Genomic DNA, 21,988 nt, shown 5'->3' with positions numbered 1-21,988 from the left:
CTCGGCCCCCCCCCCCACGCCCCCCCCGTCGCGCCCGGCGGGGGGGGGCGCGCCCGGCGGTGCGGGGGCGGCGGCTTGGGCCGCTGGGGCCCGCGGGAGGTTTCCCACGGGCCCTTCGGCACGGTCGGATCAGGCCTTCTTGGCGCACTCCGCACAGGTCCCGAAGATCTCCAGGGTGTGCGCGATGTCGCTGAACCCGTGCTCGGCGGCGACCGAGTTGGCCCAGCGTTCGACGGCCGGCCCCTCCACCTCGACGGTGGCGCCGCAGTGCCGGCAGACCAGGTGGTGGTGGTGCCCGCTGCTGCAACGGCGGTACACGGCTTCGCCGTCGGCGGTGCGCAGCACGTCCACCTCGCCCGCGTCGGCGAGCGACTGCAGGGTGCGGTAGACCGTGGTCAGACCCACCGAGTCGCCTCGGTGCTTGAGCATGTCGTGGAGCTCCTGCGCGCTGCGGAAGTCCTCGATCTCGTCCAGGGCCGCCGAGACGGCGGCTCGCTGCCGGGTCGAGCGGGCGCGCGGCGACGGGCCTGCGGTGGTCACCGTGGGTCCTCCTGGGGGTGTGGGCGTCTCGCACCTCATTGTGCCAGCCCCGCACTCCGGTCCGGAGTGGTCGCGTCGGAGGGGATCTGCCCGGGCAGTTGGACGTCGCAGACGGCCGGGGCGGGGTCGGCCTTCGCGGTCCGGTGCCGGTGGCGGGCCAGCGGTGCGGCGATCACGCTGAAGACCGCGAACACCGCGATGGCGAGCAGCACGATGGCCGGGCCGGAGGGGACGTCGAGCTGGTAGGAGCCGGTGACGCCGGCCAGCGAGACCAGCACGCCGAGGCCGATCGAGGCGGCCTGGGTGGCGGCGAACGAGCGGGTGAGCTGCTGGGCGGCCACCACCGGGACCACCATCAGCGCGCTGACCAGCAGCAGCCCGACCACCCGCATGGCGACCGTGACGGTGATCGCGGCCATCACCGCGAGCAGCAGGTTGAGGAAGCGCACCGGCAGGCCGGTGACGCGGGCGAAGTCCTCGTCCTGGCAGATCGCGAAGAGCTGGCGGCGCAGTCCCACGGTGACCCCGATCACCACGGCGCCGAGGATGCCGATGGTGACGAGGTCGGAGGGGGCGACGGTCAGGATGGACCCCCAGAGGTAGCTCTCCAGGCTGCCCGCGCCGGCCTGGGCGGACTTCGAGACCAGCAGCTTGCCGCAGGCCATGCCGCCGTAGAACAGCATCGCGAGGGCGATGTCGCCGCGCTGGTTGCCGCGGGAGCGGACCAGCTCCATGGTGACGGCGCCGAGCACGCAGACCAGGACGGCCATCCAGACCGGGCTGGTGTTGAAGATGAAGCCGAGGCCGACGCCGGTCATCGCGACGTGGCCCATGCCGTCGCCCAGCAGCGCCTGGCGCCGCTGCACCAGGTAGATCCCGACCGCGGGTGCGGTGACCCCGACCAGGACGGCGGCGAGCAGGGCGCGCCGCATGAAGTCGTAGGAGAGCATCTCGGTCATGCGAGCAGCCTCGGCGGGGTGTGGTCGGCGTGCGGGTGGACGTGGTCGTGGCCGGGCAGCGCGTGCAGGCCGGTGTTCGGGACGGGCGGGCCGTCGTGCGCGACGCAGCCGTCGCGCAGCACCACGGCGCGGTCGATCAGCTGCTCCAGCGGCCCGAGTTCGTGAAGCACCAGCAGGACGGCCGCGCCGCGCCCGACCTCGGCGCGCAGGGTGTCGGCGAGCACCTGCTGGCTGGCGGCGTCCACCCCCGCCATCGGCTCGTCCATGATCAGCAGGTCGGGGGTGCCGACCAGGGCGCGGGCGATCAGCACCCGCTGCTGCTGGCCGCCGGAGAGGTCGGCGACGCCGTCCCCGGCCCGGTCCAGCATGCCGACGGCGGTCAGCGCGCGGTCCACGGCGGCCCGGTCCCGGCGGCGGAAGGGCAGCAGCCCGTGCTGCGGCAGCCGCCCGGTGGAGACCACCTCCCGCACGGTGGCCGGGACGCCGGAGGCGGCGGTGGTGCGCTGCGGCACGTAGCCGATCCGGTGCCAGGCCCGGAACTTCGCGAACGGGATGCCGAACAGCTCCAGGCCGCCGTGCTCCAGCGGGACGGCGCCGGTCACCGCTTTGACGGTGGTGGACTTGCCGGAGCCGTTGGCACCGAGCAGGGCGACCACCTCGCCGGGCTGCACCGTGAGGTCGACGCCGCGCAGCACCGGCCGGCCGCCGCGCGAGGCGACGGCGTCGTGCAGGCGGACGGCCGGGGGTATCGGGTGGGTCATGGCGTGCTGTCGTCCCGTCAGCTGGTGGTGGCTGGGGTGGTCGTGCCGAGCGCGGTCCGCAGGTTGGCGAGGTTCTGCTGCATCACCGTCAGGTAGCTGTCCTTGGCCGGGTCCTTGACGCCCTCCAGCGGGTCCAGCACCGCGGTGGTCAGTCCGAGGTCCTTGGCGACCGTCTCGGCGAGCTTGGGGCTGACCAGGGTCTCGAAGAAGATCGTGGTGACGCCGTTGTCCCGGGCGGCCTTCTGGACGTCGGCGAGCCGGGCCGGGGTGGGCTCGGACTCCGGGTCGACGCCGTTGATGGCGACCTGGCTGAGGCCGTAGTGGTCGGCGAGGTAGCCGAAGGCGGCGTGGCTGGTGACGAAGGTCTTGGTCCGGGTGTCCTTCAGGCCGTCCCGGAACTCCTGGTCCAGGGTGGTGAGCTTGCCGACCAGCTCGTCGGTGTTCTTCTGGTAGTCGGCCGCGTGGGCCGGGTCGGCCTTGGCGAACTCGGCGCCGACGCTCTTGGCGACCGCCGCGTAGCGGGTCGGGTCGAGCCAGATGTGCGGGTCCCCGGGGGCCTCGTCGTGCTGGTGGCCGTCGCCCTCGGCGTGGTCCTCGCCGAGGTGGTGGTCGACCAGCGGGCTGGCGGCGGTCGCGTCGACGACGTGCTTCGCGCCGGAGCCGGCGACGGCCTTGTCGACGGTGGGCTGGAGGCCCTTGAGGTAGAGCAGGGCGTCGGCCTTCTTGACGCTCGCGACCTGCTTGGCGGTGAGGTCCAGGTCGTGCGGCTCGGTGCCGGCGGGGGTCAGGGTGGTGACCTTGACGTGCTCGCCGCCGATCTGCGTGGCGAGGAACTCCATCGGATAGAACGAGGCGACGACGCCCAGCTTGCCGTCCGTGCCCTTGGCGCCGCTGTCGCCGCCGCAGGCGGTGAGCAGGAGGGTGCCGGAGAGGGCGGTCGCGGTCAGGGCGATGGCGGTGCGGGTAGGTCGTCGGATCATCATGACAACCATTCTCAGGTTAGATGGAAATGATTGTCAAATCACTCGGACGGGTGAACGGTGCGTGGTGATGGGTGGGAGGGGCGGGCCGATACCGATTTGAACCTCGTACCCATATGGCCGGTAACCTGAGGTATTCGGGTACGCGCAACCAGCCGTGCCCTGACCGTGCCGTCGTACTGAAGAGAGCACTGTGGCCGCCGACAAGATCGACACGATCGTCAGCCTGAGCAAGCGCCGTGGCTTCGTCTACCCCTGCAGCGAGATCTACGGCGGCACGCGTGCCGCCTGGGACTACGGGCCGCTGGGCGTCGAGCTGAAGGAGAACATCAAGCGCCAGTGGTGGCGCGCGATGGTCCAGGCCCGTGAGGACGTCGTCGGGCTCGACTCTTCGGTGATCCTGGCCCGCGAGGTCTGGGAGGCCTCCGGCCACGTCGCCACCTTCAACGACCCGCTGACCGAGTGCCTCTCCTGCCACAAGCGCCACCGGGCCGACCACCTGGAGGAGAAGTACGAGGCCAAGCACGGCTACCCGCCGGCGAACGGTCTCAAGGACATCAACTGCCCCGATTGCGGCACCAAGGGCTCCTTCACCGAGCCCCGGGAGTTCTCGGGCATGCTGAAGACCCACCTCGGCGTCACCGAGGAGGCCGGCGGCCTGGCGTACCTGCGCCCGGAGACGGCCCAGGGCATCTTCACCAACTTCAAGGCCGTCCAGACGACCTCGCGCAAGAAGCCGCCGTTCGGCATCGCCCAGACCGGCAAGAGCTTCCGCAACGAGATCACCCCCGGCAACTTCATCTTCCGCACCCGCGAGTTCGAGCAGATGGAGATGGAGTTCTTCGTCAAGCCGGGCGAGGACGAGCAGTGGCACGACTACTGGCTCCAGCAGCGCTGGGACTGGTACGTCGACCTCGGCCTGCGGACCGAGAACATGCGCTTCTTCGAGCACCCGAAGGAGAAGCTCTCCCACTACGCCAAGCGCACGGTGGACATCGAGTACCGCTTCAACTTCGGCGGTCAGGAGTTCTCCGAGCTGGAGGGCGTCGCCAACCGCACCGACTACGACCTGACGGTGCACAGCGAGGCCTCCGGCCAGGACCTCAAGTACTTCGACCAGGAGTCCGGCGAGAGGTACTTCCCGTACGTCATCGAGCCGGCGGCGGGCCTCAATCGCGCGATGCTGGCCTTCCTGATCGACGCCTACTTCGAGGACGAGGCGCCGAACGCCAAGGGCGTCCTGGAGAAGCGCGTCGGCATGCGGCTCGACCCGCGCCTGGCCCCGGTCAAGGTCGCGGTGCTGCCGCTGTCGCGCAACGCCGACCTGTCGCCGAAGGCCCGCGGCCTGGCCGCCGACCTGCGCACCGCGTGGAACGTCGAGTTCGACGACGCGGGCGCGATCGGCAAGCGCTACCGCCGCCAGGACGAGATCGGCACGCCGTTCTGCGTCACCGTCGACTTCGACACCCTTGAGGACAACGCGGTGACCGTGCGCGAGCGCGACACCATGTCGCAGGAGCGGGTCTCGCTCGACCAGGTGAAGTCGTACCTGGCGGCGCGGCTGATCGGCTGCTGACGTCCGGCAGTCGCCTCCGGGGAGCCCCCGTCCGCCCCGGCGGACGGGGGCTCCCCGCGTTCCGTGCCTACCGGCGGCCCCAGCGGGAGCGCGGCGCGGCGGCCGGGGTGGTCGGCAGACCGGCGCCGCGCAGTGAGGCGAGGGTGGTGCGGTGGCGGCTCTCGTCCTCCAGGAGGGCGGTCAGCAGGCCGTCGTAGAGCCGTCGGTGCTCCCGGCCCTCGGGAGTGTCGTGCTTCGCGCGGTCGTTGCGGTGCACGGCCAGCGCGGTGGCGAGCCGGACCAGTTCGGCCGGTGGGCGCAGCGCGACGAGTTCGCGCAGCAGGACGGCGGACAGCGGCGCGGGCAGGGTGGTGGCCAGCTCCATCAGGTCGGCGGTGGGCCGGCCGGCGGCCTGGCGCAGCAGCGTCCGGGCGTCCTCGGCGCGGCCGGCCCGCTCCAGCCCGGTGGCGAGGGCGGCCAGTTCGGGGGTGGGCGCGGAGCCCCACTCCCAGAGCAGGGTGGCGCCGTCCGCGTGCTGGCCGGCGCGCTCCAGGGCCGCCAGCAGGGCCGGCAGGGCGTCGGCCGGGTAGGCCCAGAGGGCGTGGAACAGTTCGGCCGCCTCCTGCGCCAGGCCGGCCTGGCGCAGCTCGGCGAGCGTGCTGGCGGCCTGGGTCGGGGTGCCGGCGGCGGCGCCGCGGGCCAGCTGGACGGAGGCGTCGGGCGGGCCGCCGCGGGCGAGCAGGCCGGCGAGCCGGGCGGTGTCGAGCGGGAGGAGCAGGGCGGCGGCCTGGCCCAGCAGGGTGGTGATCTCCGCGGCGGCGCCTTGGCGGTGCAGGGTGGTGATCCGCGCGGCGAGGGCGGTGAGTTCGGCGGGGGAGCGGCGCCGGGGCGGCTCCGGCGCGGGCTGGGGCGGCGGGGGTGCGGGGGCCGCGGCGGCGGGGGGTGGGGTGGGCCGCTGGGCTCCGGGCTGCTGGGCCTGGGGGGTCTCCCCGGATTCCTCGGTCGCCTCACGGCGGGGCGGCCGGGTGCCGAAGCGCGCTCCGGTGGCGGGTGGCGGCGGGGGAGCTTGATGCACCGAAGGGGCGCGCGCCTCTTCGTACGCGCCCCCGAAGCGGGCGCCGGTCGGCTGTCGGGGTATCGGATCGCGCAGCGTCGGCTGGCGCAACCGGTCCTCCAGCGCCGTCAGTTGCTCGCTCAGCTCCAGGCAGCGCGCGCCGAGCCCCTCGCGCAGCGTCCGCGCCTGGGCCAGCTGCCGCAGCAGCTCGGCGTCCGGCCGCTGCCGGTCCGGCACGGCCCGGACCGCCTCGGTGAGGCGCCGTTCCCGCTGGTTGGCGTACTGCCGGGCTCGCAGTGATTCGTCCAGCTCGGCACGGAGATCGAGCGCGTCCTGTTCGCTCTCGCCGCCGTGCCGATCCATGGGTTGTTCTGTGTGCCGTATCCGCATGATCGCCGCACCCTGTCCATCTCGACCCTGACTGCGGGTCATCCTGGCGTCGGTATACGGCGAGAGCGTTACGGCAGTGCGTCGAAATGTTTGCGACTGCGGTCCAGGAGCGCGCAGACGGTGGCGGCGGCGAGGAGCGCGACGACGGCCGATCGCAGCAGGGCCGCCTCGTAGTACGGGTCGGTGGACCACCGGGCGGCCAGGAATCCGGCCGCCGCGGCGGCGGCTGCCGGGAGCGCCAGCCCGGTCGCGTGCCGGGCGACGGCGGCGATCAGCACGGCGGCGCCGGCCAGGGCGGCGAGCCGCGGCGTGCCGAAGCTGCCGGCGTACCGGACGGCGAGGGCGGGGACGAGGAACAGTGCCAGGCCCCGGCCGAGGGTGTCCGTGAGCGCGGCCGCCCGGGGGCCGGCCGGGGCGTCGCACCGCGGTCGCGGCAGGAGACGGGTCAGGCCGAGCACGCCGACCGCGGTGATCGCGCCCGGCAGCCGGTCGCCGAGCCGGGACGGGTTGTAGAGCAGCGCGGTGTCGTAGAGCACCAGCATCAGGTGGCCGTAGGCCCAGAGGTCGAGCGCGAAGACGACCGCCCCGGGGGAGCGCGACGTGGTGTCCGCCTCCCGCCGCGCCGTCCAGCCGATCAGCGGCGGTGTGACGAGCGCCGACACCGCCCGGATGACGAGGTCGTCCACCGTGTACGGGTTGCGCAGGTCCCATTCCACCGCGCAGAACGCGACGGTGTACGACGCGGCGGCGAGCGTGATCAGCGGCGAGCGGGCCACCCGTGCGTACAACTGCCGGTCGAGGCGGCGCAGCACCGCGACGAACGTCAGCAGCACGAGCGGCAGTTCGAGGAACGCCTGGACGCGGAGCACGGACGGCGCGAGCAGCTCGGGCGCGGGGGTGTGCGCGGCGACCCAGTCGACGAACGGGTTGTCGCGCGGCACCGCGAACCACCCGGGCGGCAGGTAGCGCGCGATGAACGCGGTGCTGCCCCCGTGCACGCGCTGGACGTGAACGGCGAAGGCGAGTTGGTTGAGGAGGATCAGCGCCGCGACGACCGCCAGCAGCGCCTCCGGTCCGGGCGCTCCGCCGCGTCCGGGCCGGGCCTCCCGGCGCAGCACCCTCGGGGTGAGGGCGAGGGCGGCGCCCGCCGACGCCACCACCGTGGCGTCCAGGACGGGGGCGATCGCGCTCACCGCGCCAGCCGGGTCCGGGCCTCCATCAGGGCGAAGCCGAGCAGGTTCTCGCCGCGCCAGTCGGCCGGTCGGGTCGCCCGCTCGTCGTCGGCGGCGAGGCCGATGCCCCAGAGCCGGTCCACCGGGCTGGCCTCGACCAGGACACGCTGGTGGGTGCCGAGGAGGTAGCCGAGCAGGGCCTCGTCCTGCCCGAACTTGGCGACGTTGCCCGTCACCACCAGCTCGAACCGCCCGGTGGCCCAGGTGGGTTCGTCGAAGCCCCGGACCTGGCGCCCCAGCTTCTTCGCCTCGGCCGGGGTGCGGGCGGCGAGGATGCGCGGGACGATCGCCGCGTCCCCGAACATCCGGGCCTTGCCGGCCATCATCCAGTGCTCGGCGGTCGGGTACGTCACGCCCTCCACGGTGAACGCGGACGGCCACCACTGGCTCAGCGCGCCCTGGCCGACCGAGCCGTCGGGCTGCGGCCGGTGGCCCCAGAACATCAGCCACTTCGGCCGGGCTCCGGAGGCGACGGCCGCCACCAGGGCGGCCCGGTCGCGGGTGTCGAGGGGGTTCCCGGTGTACTCGCTGCTCATATCGTCATTCTGACGCAAAGAAGGCGGCGGCAGCCAACGATTTGATCGAAGCGGACCGTCCGAGGTCACTTCTGCCTGGCGCGGGGCCGGAGTTGACCGGTTGGTGCGCGCCTGTCGATCTCGTCGCCCGCCGGACGGTGCGTGTGCTACGTTCCGGAATCACACCATCACACAGAGGCATGGTTGACCCCGGCGGTGCTACCAACACCCCGGGGCCCGACAGCAGGAGCGACACACTCCCGATGCGCATTCATCGTAGCGCTCACGCGCGCCATTTCACCGTGCTGCCCAACGGTCTGCTCCAGGACCGTCGGCTCAGCTACACCGCCCGAGGACTGCTCGCCGACCTGCTCTCCCGCCCCGACGGGCGGCGCGAGGACGGCCGCCAGATGGCCGACACCAGCCCGCAGGGGCGCGGTACCGTCCGGCGGGCCCTGAAGGAGCTGACGGAGGCCGGCTACTACCGGGTCGAGACCGTCCGACTGCCCGACGGCACGCTCCGCAGCGAGACCCACGTCTACGACTGCCCGCACACGCGGCCGGATGTCACCCGTCCGGGCTCCGGTCGAGCGGCTGCCGCCGCCGCTGTCGTCCCTTCGGTGAAGGACCGGGAGAAACCACCCACCCTCCCGCCTCCTCCCGAGTCTCCCGAGCCTGTCGGGCCCCCGGAGCCTGTCGACGAGGTGACGCGGGCGGCGGTCGCCACGCTCCGCCGGGCGATCCGCCCCGAGCCCCGACTGCGCCTCGGCGAGGCCGAGGCGCTGCGGCTCGCGCCGCTCGTCGCCCGGTGGTTGGAGCGCGGCAGTACGGTCGACGACCTCGCCCGTGCCCTGCTGCCCGGTCTGCCGACACCCCTGCACTCCCCGCTGGGCGTGCTGCGCAGCCGCCTGGAACGCAAGCTGCCACCCGAGCCCGAGCCCGAGCCCGGCGCCGTCCCGGCGGCCGGCTGGGCCGAGTGCGCCACGTGCCACGACCCGGTGCCCGAACCGGGCATCTGCCGTGCCTGCGCCGGCCTCGGGCGGCGGCCTGTCGCGCTCGGCACCGGGGCGGCCGACATCCGCGCCGGCGTCACGCGCGCCCGCGCCGCCCTGCGGGGCGGCAGGGGCGGCAGGGACGGCGGCGGGCTGTGCCCGGGTGGTGCGGCGACGGCCGGGTAGGGGCGCCGACTCGGTCGCTGAGCAATGCCGTTCGGGCCCGGACGGCCTCGATTCCGTCCGCTCCGTCGACAGGACGGGCCGGTGGCATCCCCGGCTCGCGCGGCCGGTGGCCGTGCCCCGGCGGTCGTGCTCCCTGCCAGGTCGAGGGTGGGCGCGCGGCGGAGGGGGCACGCGATGGCGCGGGCGCGGAGGGTCCTGTTGGCGCTGACAGCTGTCCTGGTGGCGGCGGGCTGCGTCACCGCGGTCGCCCTGGCTCATGGCTCGGGCGGTGTCATCGGCCGGGAGAACGTTCCGCTGGATCCGGAGATGCGGAGGTACGGGCCGGATCCGGCAGCGTTCGAGGACTACCTGCGGTCGCATTCGCCGAGGCCGATGACGGGTGAGATCCGCGAGTGGGCGCCCCGGGCCGGACGCCGCACCCGTGGTCAGCCCCGGCGGCTTCGCGGCCGGTCGACCGCCGGGTGCCTCGCCCGGTGGGTACTCCCCGGCACCGTCCGCGTGATCCGCCCCCGGCGGTCCGCGCCCCGAGGCGCCTGGCAGGGCCCGTCAGGCCGCCGCCTTCCGGAGGGCCACCTCGCGGGTGCGCTGCCGGAGTTGGCGAACCACGGGGGTGTCGGGGCCGGCTGCCACGGTGGTGGAGAGCGCCCGGAAGTGCTCGTCGCCGCGGACGGAGCTCAGCGTGACGTAGTCGTCCAGGAAGGTGTGCCACGTCGCGCAGGCGGCCTCCACGTGACCCAGCTCCATCTGGCGGCGCGCGAGCAGGCCGTTGGCGTGCGCCCGGCCCTGCTTCTCGTTCCCGGGCCGGGTCCGGTTCGAGAGCTGGAGTTCCTTGATCGCCCCTGGGAGGTCGCCGAGTTCGTACAGGACGTGGGAGACGTGGAAGTGGTAGGCGGCCTGGTCGTAGCCCCCGACCGCGTCGTTGCGCCCGTCGGCCAGGGCGAGAGCCGTTTCCGTCTCGTTCAGCCGGGCGAAGGCCTGCCGCCGGTCCTTCACCATGGCCGCCCCGTGGGCCTGCTGGCCGGCCAGGAACGCGCGCAGCCGGGGGCCCGACGCGGGCGCGGCCTCGGCGGCCGAGTCCGCCAGTTCCAGGGCCTTCGGACCGTGGCCGAGGCTGGCGGCCTGGAGGGCCATGCCGCGCAGCGTCCGGCAGTAGGTCACGTGGTCCTGGGCGTCCCGGGCGAGCTTGAGGGCCTCGACGTAGTACTTCTGGCCGAGCCCGTGGGCGGTCTCGTACATGGCCATCCACCCGGTCAGGTAGGTGAGGTCGGCGGCTGCCGACAGGAGGTCGGCCCTCACCTCGGTGGTGCCGGACGCCTGGAGCCACGGGCCGACCGAGTTGACCAGGAACGCGGCGGCCATCGGGCGGGCGTGCGCGGCCCCCAGTTCGTCGAGGATCCCGGCGATCCGGTCGGTCATGTTCCGGACGGTCTCGACCTCGCCCTGCCCGACGCGCACGGTCGGGCCCGCCGCGGTGCGGCTGATCCGCTCGGCGCTGTCGTCGAACACCGGCAGGCTCAGCGCGGCCGAGTACAGCCCGGCCGCGAGCACGCTCCGGCGGGACGGGTCCATGTCGGCGCGGCCGATCGACATCAGGTCGGCCGGGGCGCGCCGGTCGCCGGGGGGCTCGGGGGAGGCCCCGAAGCCCGTCTCCTCGGGGGTGACCGGCCGGCCGAGTCGGCGCGCGAAGGTCTCCCGCACGACCTCGCGGACCTCGGCGCGCGGCTGGACACCGGAAAGCCAGTGCGAGACCGACGACTTGTCGTAGGTCAGCCGCAGACCCGCCTCGCTCCCGGTCCGGTTGACCGCACGGGCGAGCTGGTCGTTGCCCCAGGCGGTCTCCCGCATGAGGGCGGCCAACGCGGTGTTCGGCGTACGCGGTCGTTGCGCCATCACGATCCCCGTCTCCTTCGTTCAACCGATTCAACCCCCGGACCAGCATCACCTGTTCTCCCGTCCTGTGTACCCCCGTTGACTTGATGTCAGCCCAACGGGTGGCCGGGCGCGTGTCCCCGTGACCTGCCGGCGGGCGTACCCGACGCGGGCCCTCGTGGTGGACGGAGCAGACCGGTGACCAGCAGTCCTCTCGGCAGTGCGAGATTTCCGGTGCCCCGTGCGTGGGACGTGCCGCCCGACGCGGCCGCGGTGCCGCGGGCACGGCGGTCGGTCCTGGCGATCCTGCGGGAGTGGGGCGTGCCGCTGTCGGAGGAGGCGCTGGGGGAGGTCGAGTTGTGCGCCGGTGAGGTGATCGCCAACGCGGTGGAGCACACGGGCGGACGGTGCTCGGTCGGTGTGCGGTGGTGCGGCGGGTCGGTGCGCGTCGAGGTCGCGGACACCGGTGGGTCGCTGACGCGGGCGGAGCCGGACGAGGAGGCCACCGGCGGGCGCGGCCTGCTGCTGGTGGAGGCCCTGGCGAGCACCTGGGGCTGGCACCGGCGGGGCGCGGGCAAGGTGGTCTGGTTCGAGTACCCGACCGCAGGGCCGGCGGACGGTTCGCCGTCGCCCGCGCCCTGGTGGGGGACGGCGAACCGGCACGGGCGGGTGGCCCTGTAGGCGCCGGCCCGCCCGGCCGGGGTGGTCCGCCGGGCCGAGGTCGCCGCTCGGAGCTCCTCCCCTGGGGGGCTGGGGGGCTGGGGGCCCGGCTCAGCGCAGCTGGAGCAGGTCCCAGCGGTTGCCGTAAAGATCCTCGAACACCGCCACCGTCGCGTACGGTTCGTGCCGCGGCTCCTCCAGGAAGCGGACCCCGGCGGCGGTCATCCGGCGGTGGTCGCCCTCGAAGTCCTCGGTGTTGAGGAAGAGCCCGACCCGCCCGCCGGTCTGGTCCCCGATCCTCGCCAGCTGCTCCGGCTTCGACGGGCGTGCCAGCAGCAGCCCCGTCTCGGTGGATCCGCGCGGCGCCACCACCACCCAGCGTCCGCCGCCCTCGCGCGGTGAGTCCTCCCGCAGCTCGAAGCCGACGGCGTCCACGTAGAAGGAGATCGCCTCGTCGTAGTCCCGTACGAGCACGGTGGTCAGTCCGATGTGTGCCATCCCGCGATGGTGCCACCCCGCTCCACCGTCACCTCGCACGACCCGGCCGTCGGGCCCGGCCCCGCCGTCGGGCCCGGCCCGGGCGGGCCGGCCGTCCTCGCCCCCGCCTCCCCGGTGAGTCGTGGGAACCGGCGGCGATCGGCCCGAATCCTTTGACCGGGAGCGCGCCTCCTATGAATGTCTCCGACGAACAGGTCGGACCGGACCGGGAGGTTCTTGTGATCGTGGGTATCGCCGTCGCCGTCACCGTGGTGCTCCTGTGCACCTGCGCCGTCGTGCTGAGGAAGCGGGGCCGGGGCCGTGGCTGAGGCCGCGGCCTGGCCGGGGGAGCACCTGGTCGGCGCGGCGCAGCGCGGGGACGTCGACTCGATCGCCGCGCTGGTGTCGGGCGCGCACCCGCACGTGCGGCGGTTCGCCCGGTCGTTGTGCGCGACGCCGCAGGACGCCGAGGACGCGGCGCAGGAAGCGCTGATCATCCTGTACCGCAAGATCGGGATGCTGCGGGCGTCCGGCGCGCTGGCGTCGTGGATGTTCCGGATCGTGCGCAACGAGTGTCTGCGCCGGGCGCGGCTGTCGCGGCGCGACTTCCCGCCGGTGGGGGAGGACATCGCGCTGTCGGCGGAGGACGAGGTCCTGCGGCGGCTGGAGGCCGGGCGGGTGGCCGCGGCGATCGCGGCGCTTCCGGCCGATCAGCGTCGGGTGCTGGTCATGCGGGACATCCAGGGCCTCAGCGGGCGGCTGGTCGCCGACGCGTTGGGGCTGAGCGACGCCGCGATGAAGTCGCGGCTGCACCGGGCTCGTACGACGGTCCGCGGTGCGCTGCGGGCGACGACCGGGGCGACTCCGGGAGAGACCGATGGCTGACCCGGGGACCGGCGCGACGGCTGACCGGCCCGACTTCGCGAGCGCCTCCGTGCCCCGGCATCTGGCCCGCGGCGCGTTGGGGTTCGGCGCCCTGATCGGCGCGTTCGCGCTCCTCCCGGTCGTCGGACCGGTGACCCTGTCGCTGCTCCCGGTCGGCGTGCTCGCCCTGCGCGGGTGCCCGATGTGCTGGACGATCGGGCTGGTCCAGACCGTCTCGCGGGGCCGCCTGGAGCGCTCCTGCCCGGAGGACGGCCAGTGCCGGCTGACCGTCGCCGGGCGCGGCTGAGGGGGTGTCGCTGCGGGGGCGCGGCCGGAGGGGGCGCGGCCGACGGGGACCTGGCGAGGGCACCGCTCAGCGGGCGCCCGCGGCGCGCCGGCCGAGCGCCAGGCAGAGGGCGGCCAGCGGCAGTTCGACGCAGCCCGCCATCACCAGGGCGGCGAGCAGCGGCAGGCCCGGGCCGGCGGTGCCGATGTCGGCCAGGGCGTCGCCCGCGAGCAGCAGCGCCACCACCCAGGCGGGCCGGAGCGCGGCCGGGCTGCGGCGGCGCAGCAGCGCGTCGAGCCGGAGCAGGGCGGTCAGTTCGCAGAGGTCGAGGGCGACCCAGGCGGTCTCGTGGCAGACCGCCAGCACGGCCAGCCAGGGCAGGAGGGCGAGCGCCGCCAGGGCGGGCACCCGCGGGGCCCAGACGGGCAGCGCGGGGGCGGCCGGCCGGGCGGGCGGGGCCGGTCGGGCAGCCAGCAGGACGGTGCTCACCGGGCGCTCCGACCGTCACGACGGACCCGGCGCAGCGGCTGCCGCTCGGGGCCGGCCGGGTGCTCGACCAGGACGCCGTCGAACGAGCCCCGTGCCCAGGCGAGCCAGAACTCCCCGGCCACCGTGACGACATCGGGTATCTCGACGACCCTGGCCGGCCGCCCCGCCCGGCGCAGCCGCCCGGCGGTGAACCCCACGACGGGCGCCGGGCCGCCCTGCGGGAGCCGGCCCCAGGCCAGCCCGTAGCACCCCGGCGCGTCCGGGGCGGGGGAGCGCCGGGCGCCGCGCAGCACCCGCGGCGCGAGCCGGGCCGCGACCACGACGTCCAGCAACTCGCCGTACTCGTACACCTCCAGCGCCGCGCGGCCCCGGGACGCCCGGACACCCTTCAGCGACCACGGCCCGACCAACCCGACCGCCCCGTCCGGGACCGGCCCGAGCGGGACCGGCCCGAGCGGCAGCGCCGCCGCACCGGGGGCGTTCTCGCCGCCGAGGGCGGGCCGCCCGTGCGGCGGGGCGGCGGAGTGCGATGGAGTCCTCGTCATGTCCTCAAGACTTCCGTGGGACGGCACCCGCTGTCGGTAGTGCACCGCACCGAACCGGGGTGTAGCCAGCTACACCCCAAGCTCTCCACCCCCCTTCATGGCGGCAGTCGATCTTCGAGCCCTACGCTGTCCGTCATGCCCTCCACCCCGCTGCGCCGTGCGCTCGCCAGGAGCGTCGGGCGGCCGCCGTGGTCGGCCGCCGTCTGGCGCGACACCCGCTTCATAGCCGCCGGCATCCCGTTGGCCGCGCCGATCTGGCTGGCGCTCACCTACTCCAAGCTGTTCCTGCCGGTCATCGGCCTGTGCCTGCTCTGCCTCCGCCTGTTGACGGCGGCCCAGCGCGGCCGGCTGCGCACCCTGCGCGGGGTCGAGGTGCCGCCGCTGGTCCGGCCGGCCGCCACCCCCGCGGGCCTGCTGACCGGGCTGCGCACCGGGGTGAGCTGGCGCCAGGTCGGCTACCACCTGCTGGCGGGCCCGCTGCTGGCGCTCGCCGCGATCGGGCTGCTGTACGCCTGGGGCGCGGGCCTGGTGATGGCCACCGTCTACGGCTGGGCCTGGCTGATGCCGCCGTCGAACCCGGTGCGCGAGTCGCTGGTCACGCTGGACGCCCCGGTCACCGCGGCCGGCGCCGTACTGCTCCTGGTCCTGCCCTGGGGGACGGCCCTGCTGGCCCGGCTGGAGGAGTGGGCGGCCGTGCGGCTGCTCGGTCCGGGCCGGGCGGAGACGCTGGAACGCCGGGTCGAGGAGATCGCCGAGAGCCGGGCCGGCCTGGTCGACGTCGTCGACGCCGAGCGCCGCCGGATCGAGCGCGACCTGCACGACGGTGCCCAGCAGCGGCTCACGTCGCTGGCGATGAACCTGGGCCTGGCCCGGCGCACCTTCAAGGACGCCCCGCCCGAGGTCATGCAGGTGATCGTGGACGCGCACGAGGAGGCCCAGGCCGCCATCGACGAACTGCGGGACCTCGTCCGCGGCCTGCACCCCGCCGTCCTGGAGGACCGCGGCCTGGACGCGGCGCTGTCCGGCATAGCCGCCCGCTCGCCGCTGCCGGTGCGCGTCGACGTCGAGCTGACCGAGCCGGTCGTCCCGACCGTCGAGGCGGTCGCCTACTTCACCGTCTCCGAGGCGTTGACCAACGTCGCGAAGCACGCCCGTGCCTCCCGGGTCGACCTGTCGGTGCGGACGGCCGGCGGCCGGCTGCGGCTCGTCGTCAGCGACGACGGTGTCGGCGGCGCGGACGCCGCGCGCGGCACCGGCCTGACGGGGCTGCGCAAGCGCGCCGCCTCGGTCGACGGCACGTTGTCCGTTCTCAGCCCCCTCGGGGGGCCCACCACCATCACCGTGGAGTTGCCGTGCGTGCTGTGATCGCCGAGGACTCGGTCCTGCTCAGGGTCGGGCTGGTCAAGGTCCTGGAGGCGGTGGGCTTCGAGGTGGCCGCCGCGGTCGGGGACGCCGAGCAGCTGCTCGCGGCGGTGGAGGAGCACCGCCCGGCGGTGGTGGTGGCGGACGTCCGGATGCCCCCCGACTACACCGACGAGGGTGTCCGGGCCGCGCTGATGATCCGCCGGCAGTGGCCGGAGGTCGCGGTGCTGCTGCTCTCCCAGTACGTCGAGGAGCGGTACGCGGCCGATCTGCTGGCCACCAACACCAGCGGGGTGGGCTATCTGCTCAAGCAGCGGGTGGCCAACGTGGACGAGTTCGTGGACGCCCTCCAGCGGGTGGCCGAGGGCGGCACCGCGCTCGACCCCGAGGTGGTCGCCCAGCTGCTGGTCCGCCGGCACCGGGATCCGCTGGAGAAGCTGACCCCGCGCGAGCGGGACGTGCTCGGGCTGATGGCGGAGGGCCGTTCCAACGCGGCGATCGCCGCCGCCCTGGTGGTCAGTGACAGCGCCGTGGCGAAGCACATCAACTCGATCTTCACCAAGCTCGATCTGCCGCCGGCCGACAACAGCCACCGCCGGGTGCTGGCGGTGCTGCGGTTCCTGGAGGTCGGGTAGCCGTGTGGGGACGTCGTGGCTGGCAGGTCACCGGGACGCTCGGGCTGGCCTTCGTGGTGCTGTTCGGCGCCGTGCAGACCTGGGCGATGGTGGTCCACCAGCAGGCGGTGTCCGAGCACTCCTACCCGGTCCCGGTGACCAGGGTGGAGCTGGACACCGGGACGGCGGAGGTCCGGATCAAGCCGGGCGCGCCGGGGCAGGTCACGGTGCGGCAGTACCTGGACTGGACGGTCCGCAAGCCCACGGTCTCGGCGGTCTTCGAAGGGGACGTGCTCACCGTCCGGATGCGCTGCAACCAGCTGCTGCCGGCGGTGGACGTCGGCTGCGGCGCCTCGATCGATCTGGAGGTGCCGGCGGCGGCCTCGGTGTCCGGCGGGGGCACGTCCGGCAGCCTGGCGGTCCGGGACCTGACCGGGGACGTCCGGCTCGCCGCGACCTCGGGCGCGATCCGGCTGACCCGGCTCTCCGGGCAGGTGTACGCGCGCACCACCTCCGGGGAGCTGAAGGCCGACGGCCTCAGCTCCGCACAGGTGGAGGCGAGGGCCTACTCCGGGGCGATCGACCTGGGCTTCGTGCGGCCGCCGCGCCTGGTGGACGTCGGCGCGACCTCCGGCTCGGTGTCGGTCGGCCTGCCGAAGGGTTCCCGGTACGCCTTCGACCACAACGGGGGCATCGGCGGCGAGCGCCACATCGATCCGGAGCTGGCCGACTCCACCAGCCCCGACACCGTCCGGGTGGTGACCACCTCGGGTTCGGTGTGGATCGGTGTCCCGGCGGGCTGACCGGGGGCGCGGGCCCCGGCGGGGGCGGACGCGCGGGTGCCGGAGGGGCCGGGCGGAGCTCCCGAGGAGCGACGCCGACCGGCCCCGGCGCGCGGTGGGGGACAATGAAGAGTCCCGAACCCCCGTCCCCGAGGTCAGCCGCGCATGACAGCCACGCTCGACACCACCGCGTCCGCCACGGCGGCCGCCACCGTGCCCACCGCCGCGCCCACCGCCGCGACCGCGACCACCTCCGAGTTCGCGCCGCTGACGATCGGCCCGATGCGGGTGTGGCCGCCCGTCGTGCTGGCGCCGATGGCCGGCATCACCAACGCGCCCTTCCGCACCCTCTGCCGCGAGCAGAGCGGCGGCAAGGGCCTGTACGTGAGCGAGATGATCACCACCCGGGCCCTGGTCGAGCGCAACGCCAAGACCATGCAGCTGATCAGGTTCGACGCGAGCGAGAAGCCGCGCTCGATCCAGCTGTACGGGGTGGACCCGGTGACCGTCGGCAAGGCCGCCCGGATGATCGCCGACGAGGGCCTGGCCGACCACATCGACCTCAACTTCGGCTGCCCCGTCCCCAAGGTGACCCGCAAGGGCGGCGGCTCGGCGCTGCCGTACAAGCGCAACCTGCTGCGTGAGCTGCTGCGCGAGGCGGTGGCCAACGCGGGGGACCTCCCGGTCACCATGAAGATGCGCAAGGGCATCGACGACGACCACCTCACCTACCTCGACGCGGGCCGGATCGGTGCCGAGGAGGGCGTGGCCGCCATCGCGCTGCACGGGCGCACCGCGGCCCAGCACTACGGGGGCACGGCGGACTGGTCGGCGATCGCCCGGCTGCGCGAGTCGGTGCCGGCGCACATCCCGGTGCTCGGCAACGGGGACATCTGGTCGGCGGACGACGCGGTGCGGATGATGCGCGAGACCGGGTGCGACGGCGTGGTGGTCGGCCGTGGCTGCCTCGGCCGGCCGTGGCTGTTCAAGGACCTGGTCGCGATCTTCGAGGGCGAGGTCGACTACGCCCGCCCGAGCTTCGCGGACGTGGCCCGGGCGATGGTGCGCCACGCGCAGCTGCTCGGGGAGTGGATCGGGGACGAGACCCGCGGCGTGATCGACTTCCGCAAGCACGTCGCCTGGTACACCAAGGGCTTCTCGGTCGGCTCCGAACTGCGGGTGAGGCTGGCCAACTCCTCCTCGCTCGCCGAGTTGGCCGAAACCCTGTCCATGGTGGAGCAGTCCCAGCTCTGGCCGGCCGGTGCGGACGGCCCGCGCGGGCGCACCAGCGGCAACAACCGGGTGGTTCTGCCGGAAGGCTGGTTGGACGATCCGTATGACTGCGCCCTGCCCAGTGCGGACGCCGAATCGGACACCTCTGGCGGTTGATCTATACGCATTGGCGGAAATGGCTCTCGATGCCCTCTCGCCAAGGCGTCCCAGCCCTCTTGTCCTATCTGGACAAGAGGGCTCCTTTTTGGCGCGCCGACATCACGGAACGAGCACGAATCTGGACGCAGTGCGACGATCGGCGGAGGGGGACTACGTTCGACGGGCGAGATGCGTCCGTGACGCTTGCCACATACCGTGGCGCCCGATGGCCCTTCGGAGGACGAAATGGACAGGTCGGCGGGGAATCGCTTCCCGAAGGGGGGCGGCGCGGGATCGGGTGCTCGGGGTGCAGGAAATCAAGCCGGGGCAACACGCTGGACCGCCGACCGCTACCGTGCGTCCCCTTCGTGTGATCTTCCGGTTTCCTTACGTTCAAGAGTTGAACACTAGCTCGCGTCATCCGGACGATTTCACCAACAGAGGTGAACGCCTTTATGTGCATTCGATCTGTCGGGTTACCACCGGGTACCGGCCTCGTACGGCCTATTGGCGGCGCGGAAGCGCCTTCGAAATGGGTATGTTCTCCGGCGTCAGGGCAACCGTGTGCGAGGAGACCGACCCGTGCCGTCCCAGCAGAAGTTTGTTTACTCCTTCACCGAAGGAAACAAGGACCTCAAGGATCTTCTTGGCGGCAAGGGCGCGAACCTGGCCGAGATGACCAACCTGGGCCTCCCCGTCCCTCCGGGGTTCACCATCACCACCGAGGCCTGCAAGGTCTTCCTGGAGACCGGCAGTGAGCCCGCCTCGCTGCACAAGGAGATCAGCGCCCACCTGGACGCCCTTGAGCAGGAGATGGGCAAGCAGCTCGGCCAGGCCGACGACCCGCTGCTGGTCTCGGTCCGCTCCGGGGCCAAGTTCTCCATGCCCGGCATGATGGACACCGTCCTGAACATCGGCCTCTCCGACGCCTCGGTGGTCGGTCTGGTCGCGCAGTCCGGCAACGCGCGCTTCGCCTGGGACTCCTACCGCCGCCTGGTCCAGATGTTCGGCAAGACCGTGCTGGGCGTCGACGGCGAGCTGTTCGAGGAGGCCCTGGACGAGGCCAAGCACGCCAAGGGCACCGTCAACGACCTGGACCTGGACGCTTCCGACCTCCAGGAACTGGTCGAGGTGTTCAAGGGCATCGTCGAGCGCGAGACCGGCCGGGCCTTCCCGCAGGACCCGCGCGAGCAGATGGACCTCGCCATCCACGCCGTCTTCCACTCCTGGAACGGCGACCGGGCGCGGCTCTACCGCCGCCAGGAGCGCATCCCGAACGACCTGGGGACGGCGGTCAACGTCTGTTCCATGGTCTTCGGCAACCTCGGCGAGGACTCCGGCACCGGTGTCGCCTTCACCCGTGACCCCTCCACGGGCGCCGTCGGCGTCTACGGCGACTACCTCTCCAACGCCCAGGGCGAGGACGTCGTCGCCGGCATCCGCAACACCCTGCCGCTCGCCGACCTGGAGCAGCTCGACAAGAAGTCGTACGACGAGCTGATGGCGATCATGCAGAAGCTCGAGAACCACTACCTCGACCTCTGCGACATCGAGTTCACCATCGAGCGCGGCAAGCTCTGGATGCTCCAGACGCGGGTCGGCAAGCGCACCGCCGCCGCGGCTTTCCGGATCGCCGTCCAGCTGGTCGACCAGGGCCTGATCGACCTGGACGAGGCCCTGATGCGGGTCACCGGCGGCCAGCTCTCGCAGCTGATGTTCCCGCGCTTCGCGCCGAACGCCGAGTCCAAGCAGATCGCCTGGGGCCTGGCGGCCTCGCCCGGCGCCGCGATCGGCAAGGTGGTCTTCGACTCCTACACCGCCGTCAAGTGGTCCCGCTCCGGCGAGAGGGTCATCCTGGTCCGCCGCGAGACCAACCCGGACGACCTGGACGGCATGATCGCCGCCGAGGGCATCCTGACCTCGCGCGGCGGCAAGACCTCGCACGCCGCCGTGGTCGCCCGCGGCATGGGCAAGACCTGTGTCTGCGGTGCCGAGGACCTGGAGGTCGACACCAAGCGCCGCCGGATGACCACCTCCGACGGCCTGGTGCTGGAGGAGGGTGACATCGTCTCCATCGACGGTGCCACCGGCAAGGTCTACCTGGGTGAGGTACCCGTCCTCCCGTCCCCGGTGGTCGAGTACTTCGAGGGCACCCTGCACGCCGGCGCCGATGTCCAGGGCGGTCTGGTCCAGGCCGTGCACCGGCTGATGTCGCACGCCGACGTCCGCCGCCGGCTGGCCGTGCGGGCCAACGCCGACAACTCCGAGGACGGCGGCCGCGCCCGCCGCTACGGCGCGCAGGGCATCGGCCTGTGCCGCACCGAGCACATGTTCCTCGGCGAGGAGCGCCGCAAGGAGGTCGAGCACCTGATCCTGGCGGACAACGACAAGGACCGCGAGACCGCGCTCTCGACCCTGCTGCCGCTGCAGAAGGGCGACTTCCTGGAGCTCTTCCAGGCGATGGACGGGCTGCCGGTCACCGTCCGCCTGCTCGACCCGCCGCTGCACGAGTTCCTGCCGGACATCACCGAGCTGTCGGTGCGCGTCGCCCTCGCCGAGGCCCGCAAGGACCCGAACGAGAACGACCTGCGGCTGCTGCAGGCGGTGCACAAGCTGCACGAGCAGAACCCGATGCTCGGCCTGCGCGGCGTCCGCCTCGGCCTGGTCATCCCCGGCCTGTTCGGCATGCAGGTGCGCGCCATCGCCGAGGCCGCCGCCGAGCGCAAGCTGGCCGGCGGGGACCCCCGCCCCGAGGTGATGATCCCGCTGGTCGGCACCGTCCAGGAGCTGGAGCTGGTCCGCGACGAGTGCGAGCGGGTGCTCGCCGAGGTCGCCCAGTCCACCGGCGTCCACCTGGACATCAAGCTCGGCACCATGATCGAGCTGCCGCGCGCCGCCGTGACGGCCGGCCAGATCGCCGAGGCCGCCGAGTTCTTCTCCTTCGGCACCAACGACCTCACCCAGACGGTGTGGGGCTTCTCCCGGGACGACGTGGAGGCCTCCTTCTTCACGGCCTACCTGGAGAAGGGCATCTTCGGGGTCTCGCCGTTCGAGACCATCGACCGTGACGGCGTCGGCGCGCTGGTCAAGCACGCCGTCGAGGCCGGCCGGGCCACCCGCCCCGACCTCAAGCTCGGCGTCTGCGGCGAGCACGGCGGCGACCCGGAGTCGGTGCACTTCTTCCACGAGGTGGGGCTGGACTACGTCTCCTGCTCCCCCTTCCGGATCCCGGTGGCGCGCCTGGAGGCAGGCCGCGCCGCCATCGAGACGGCGGGCAGCGACTCGCGCTGAGCGCGGCGCCCCGGCCAGGCATCGGCCGGGGCACCGTCGGCGCGGTTCGGTCGCTGACCGCACCCCCTCCCACCGGGGAGGGCGTACACCGGAGCTCGGCGCAGGAGAACCGGCGTACGTAGCGCGACCGGGGGTGGGTCCGGCACAAGCGGGGGGTGGCCACCCCGGGGGAGATTTAGTGCCGGCTGACCGGCTGGGCGGGGGGCCCGGCGCC

General features: G+C 73.5%; 22 protein-coding genes. 11 read left to right on the top strand and 11 right to left on the bottom strand.

What is annotated here, in order from left to right; translation table 11 throughout:
• Positions 1 to 129: 129 nt before the first annotated feature.
• From ACFXHB_RS00895 to ACFXHB_RS00880, 4 genes are read right to left on the bottom strand one after another with little or no spacing between them, the layout of a single operon-like run.
• Positions 130 to 540 (bottom strand): Fur family transcriptional regulator, encoded by a 411-nt coding sequence (locus ACFXHB_RS00895; RefSeq protein WP_329487566.1) that lies wholly within the window; start codon positions 538 to 540, stop codon positions 130 to 132.
• A gap of 35 nt (positions 541 to 575) precedes the next feature.
• Positions 576 to 1,499, bottom strand: a complete 924-nt coding sequence (locus tag ACFXHB_RS00890) for a metal ABC transporter permease (RefSeq protein ID WP_380571125.1) — start codon at positions 1,497 to 1,499, stop codon at positions 576 to 578.
• The gene (locus ACFXHB_RS00885; RefSeq protein ID WP_380571124.1) at positions 1,496 to 2,260 is read right to left on the bottom strand and encodes a metal ABC transporter ATP-binding protein; all 765 of its coding nucleotides are present in this window, start codon (positions 2,258 to 2,260) and stop codon (positions 1,496 to 1,498) included. The genes ACFXHB_RS00890 and ACFXHB_RS00885 overlap by 4 nt, the downstream gene beginning before the upstream one ends.
• A 17-nt stretch (positions 2,261 to 2,277) precedes the next feature.
• Positions 2,278 to 3,243, bottom strand: coding sequence for a metal ABC transporter substrate-binding protein (locus tag ACFXHB_RS00880; RefSeq protein ID WP_380571123.1), 966 nt, complete (start codon positions 3,241 to 3,243; stop codon positions 2,278 to 2,280).
• Between the two features lie 190 nt (positions 3,244 to 3,433).
• Between ACFXHB_RS00880 and ACFXHB_RS00875 the strand changes: the two genes are divergently transcribed.
• Positions 3,434 to 4,816 carry a glycine--tRNA ligase gene (locus ACFXHB_RS00875; RefSeq protein ID WP_329487560.1) on the top strand — a complete coding sequence of 461 codons (1,383 nt, stop codon included), beginning with the start codon at positions 3,434 to 3,436 and terminating at the stop codon, positions 4,814 to 4,816.
• Positions 4,817 to 4,883: 67 nt separating this feature from the next.
• On the opposite strand, the gene ACFXHB_RS00870 is transcribed toward ACFXHB_RS00875, so the two are convergent.
• From ACFXHB_RS00870 to ACFXHB_RS00860, 3 genes are all read right to left on the bottom strand, one after another.
• Entirely contained in the window at positions 4,884 to 6,212 is a 1,329-nt protein-coding gene (locus tag ACFXHB_RS00870; RefSeq protein WP_380571122.1) for a hypothetical protein, read from the bottom strand.
• Positions 6,213 to 6,307: 95 nt separating this feature from the next.
• A complete protein-coding gene (locus ACFXHB_RS00865; protein WP_380571121.1) occupies positions 6,308 to 7,432 on the bottom strand; it encodes a hypothetical protein in 1,125 nt (374 codons plus the stop codon).
• Entirely contained in the window at positions 7,429 to 8,007 is a 579-nt protein-coding gene (locus ACFXHB_RS00860) for an NADAR family protein (RefSeq protein ID WP_380571120.1), read from the bottom strand. Before ACFXHB_RS00860 ends, ACFXHB_RS00865 begins: the two co-directional genes overlap by 4 nt.
• A 242-nt stretch (positions 8,008 to 8,249) precedes the next feature.
• On the opposite strand from ACFXHB_RS00860, the gene ACFXHB_RS00855 reads away from it, so the two are divergent.
• The gene (locus ACFXHB_RS00855) at positions 8,250 to 9,164 is read left to right on the top strand and encodes a hypothetical protein (protein ID WP_380571119.1); all 915 of its coding nucleotides are present in this window, start codon (positions 8,250 to 8,252) and stop codon (positions 9,162 to 9,164) included.
• A gap of 546 nt (positions 9,165 to 9,710) precedes the next feature.
• Here the strand turns inward: ACFXHB_RS00855 and ACFXHB_RS00850 are convergent.
• Complete coding sequence (locus tag ACFXHB_RS00850; protein ID WP_380571118.1) at positions 9,711 to 11,054, bottom strand: tol-pal system YbgF family protein; 1,344 nt, start codon at positions 11,052 to 11,054, stop codon at positions 9,711 to 9,713.
• A 177-nt stretch (positions 11,055 to 11,231) separates the two neighbouring features.
• Here ACFXHB_RS00850 and ACFXHB_RS00845 point away from each other — a divergent pair, with 177 nt between their 5' ends.
• Complete coding sequence (locus tag ACFXHB_RS00845; protein ID WP_380571117.1) at positions 11,232 to 11,714, top strand: ATP-binding protein; 483 nt, start codon at positions 11,232 to 11,234, stop codon at positions 11,712 to 11,714.
• A gap of 90 nt (positions 11,715 to 11,804) precedes the next feature.
• Here ACFXHB_RS00845 and ACFXHB_RS00840 read toward each other — a convergent pair whose 3' ends face one another.
• Positions 11,805 to 12,191, bottom strand: a complete 387-nt coding sequence (locus tag ACFXHB_RS00840) for a VOC family protein (protein ID WP_380571116.1) — start codon at positions 12,189 to 12,191, stop codon at positions 11,805 to 11,807.
• A 173-nt stretch (positions 12,192 to 12,364) separates the two neighbouring features.
• Between ACFXHB_RS00840 and ACFXHB_RS00835 the strand changes: the two genes are divergently transcribed.
• The 3 genes from ACFXHB_RS00835 to ACFXHB_RS00825 are packed head-to-tail and all read left to right on the top strand — an operon-like array spanning position 12,365 to position 13,341.
• A complete protein-coding gene (locus ACFXHB_RS00835) occupies positions 12,365 to 12,499 on the top strand; it encodes a hypothetical protein (protein ID WP_380571114.1) in 135 nt (44 codons plus the stop codon).
• Positions 12,492 to 13,055 (top strand): RNA polymerase sigma factor, encoded by a 564-nt coding sequence (locus tag ACFXHB_RS00830; protein ID WP_380571113.1) that lies wholly within the window; start codon positions 12,492 to 12,494, stop codon positions 13,053 to 13,055. The genes ACFXHB_RS00835 and ACFXHB_RS00830 overlap by 8 nt, the downstream gene beginning before the upstream one ends.
• Complete coding sequence (locus tag ACFXHB_RS00825) at positions 13,048 to 13,341, top strand: hypothetical protein (RefSeq protein WP_380571112.1); 294 nt, start codon at positions 13,048 to 13,050, stop codon at positions 13,339 to 13,341. The genes ACFXHB_RS00830 and ACFXHB_RS00825 overlap by 8 nt, the downstream gene beginning before the upstream one ends.
• A 66-nt stretch (positions 13,342 to 13,407) precedes the next feature.
• Here the strand turns inward: ACFXHB_RS00825 and ACFXHB_RS00820 are convergent, their stop codons facing one another.
• Complete coding sequence (locus ACFXHB_RS00820; protein ID WP_380571111.1) at positions 13,408 to 13,809, bottom strand: hypothetical protein; 402 nt, start codon at positions 13,807 to 13,809, stop codon at positions 13,408 to 13,410.
• Positions 13,806 to 14,354 carry a hypothetical protein gene (locus ACFXHB_RS00815; protein ID WP_380571110.1) on the bottom strand — a complete coding sequence of 183 codons (549 nt, stop codon included), beginning with the start codon at positions 14,352 to 14,354 and terminating at the stop codon, positions 13,806 to 13,808. Before ACFXHB_RS00815 ends, ACFXHB_RS00820 begins: the two co-directional genes overlap by 4 nt.
• A 135-nt stretch (positions 14,355 to 14,489) precedes the next feature.
• On the opposite strand from ACFXHB_RS00815, the gene ACFXHB_RS00810 reads away from it, so the two are divergent.
• From ACFXHB_RS00810 to ppdK, 5 genes are all read left to right on the top strand, one after another.
• Complete coding sequence (locus ACFXHB_RS00810; RefSeq protein WP_380571109.1) at positions 14,490 to 15,719, top strand: histidine kinase; 1,230 nt, start codon at positions 14,490 to 14,492, stop codon at positions 15,717 to 15,719.
• On the top strand, positions 15,707 to 16,351 hold the full coding sequence (locus ACFXHB_RS00805; RefSeq protein WP_380571108.1) for a response regulator: 645 nt from the start codon (positions 15,707 to 15,709) through the stop codon (positions 16,349 to 16,351). Before ACFXHB_RS00810 ends, ACFXHB_RS00805 begins: the two co-directional genes overlap by 13 nt.
• 2 nt (positions 16,352 to 16,353) lie before the next feature.
• Entirely contained in the window at positions 16,354 to 17,133 is a 780-nt protein-coding gene (locus ACFXHB_RS00800) for a DUF4097 family beta strand repeat-containing protein (protein ID WP_380571107.1), read from the top strand.
• Between the two features lie 261 nt (positions 17,134 to 17,394).
• The gene (gene dusB / locus ACFXHB_RS00795; RefSeq protein WP_380571190.1) at positions 17,395 to 18,501 is read left to right on the top strand and encodes a tRNA dihydrouridine synthase DusB; all 1,107 of its coding nucleotides are present in this window, start codon (positions 17,395 to 17,397) and stop codon (positions 18,499 to 18,501) included.
• 564 nt (positions 18,502 to 19,065) lie between these two features.
• Entirely contained in the window at positions 19,066 to 21,774 is a 2,709-nt protein-coding gene (ppdK, locus tag ACFXHB_RS00790; protein ID WP_380571106.1) for a pyruvate, phosphate dikinase, read from the top strand.
• Positions 21,775 to 21,988 lie beyond the last annotated feature (214 nt).

Source organism: Kitasatospora sp. NPDC059327 (assembly GCF_042752535.1).
Lineage (GTDB): Bacteria > Actinomycetota > Actinomycetes > Streptomycetales > Streptomycetaceae > Kitasatospora.
This window is presented reverse-complemented; position numbering and strand designations above follow the sequence as displayed.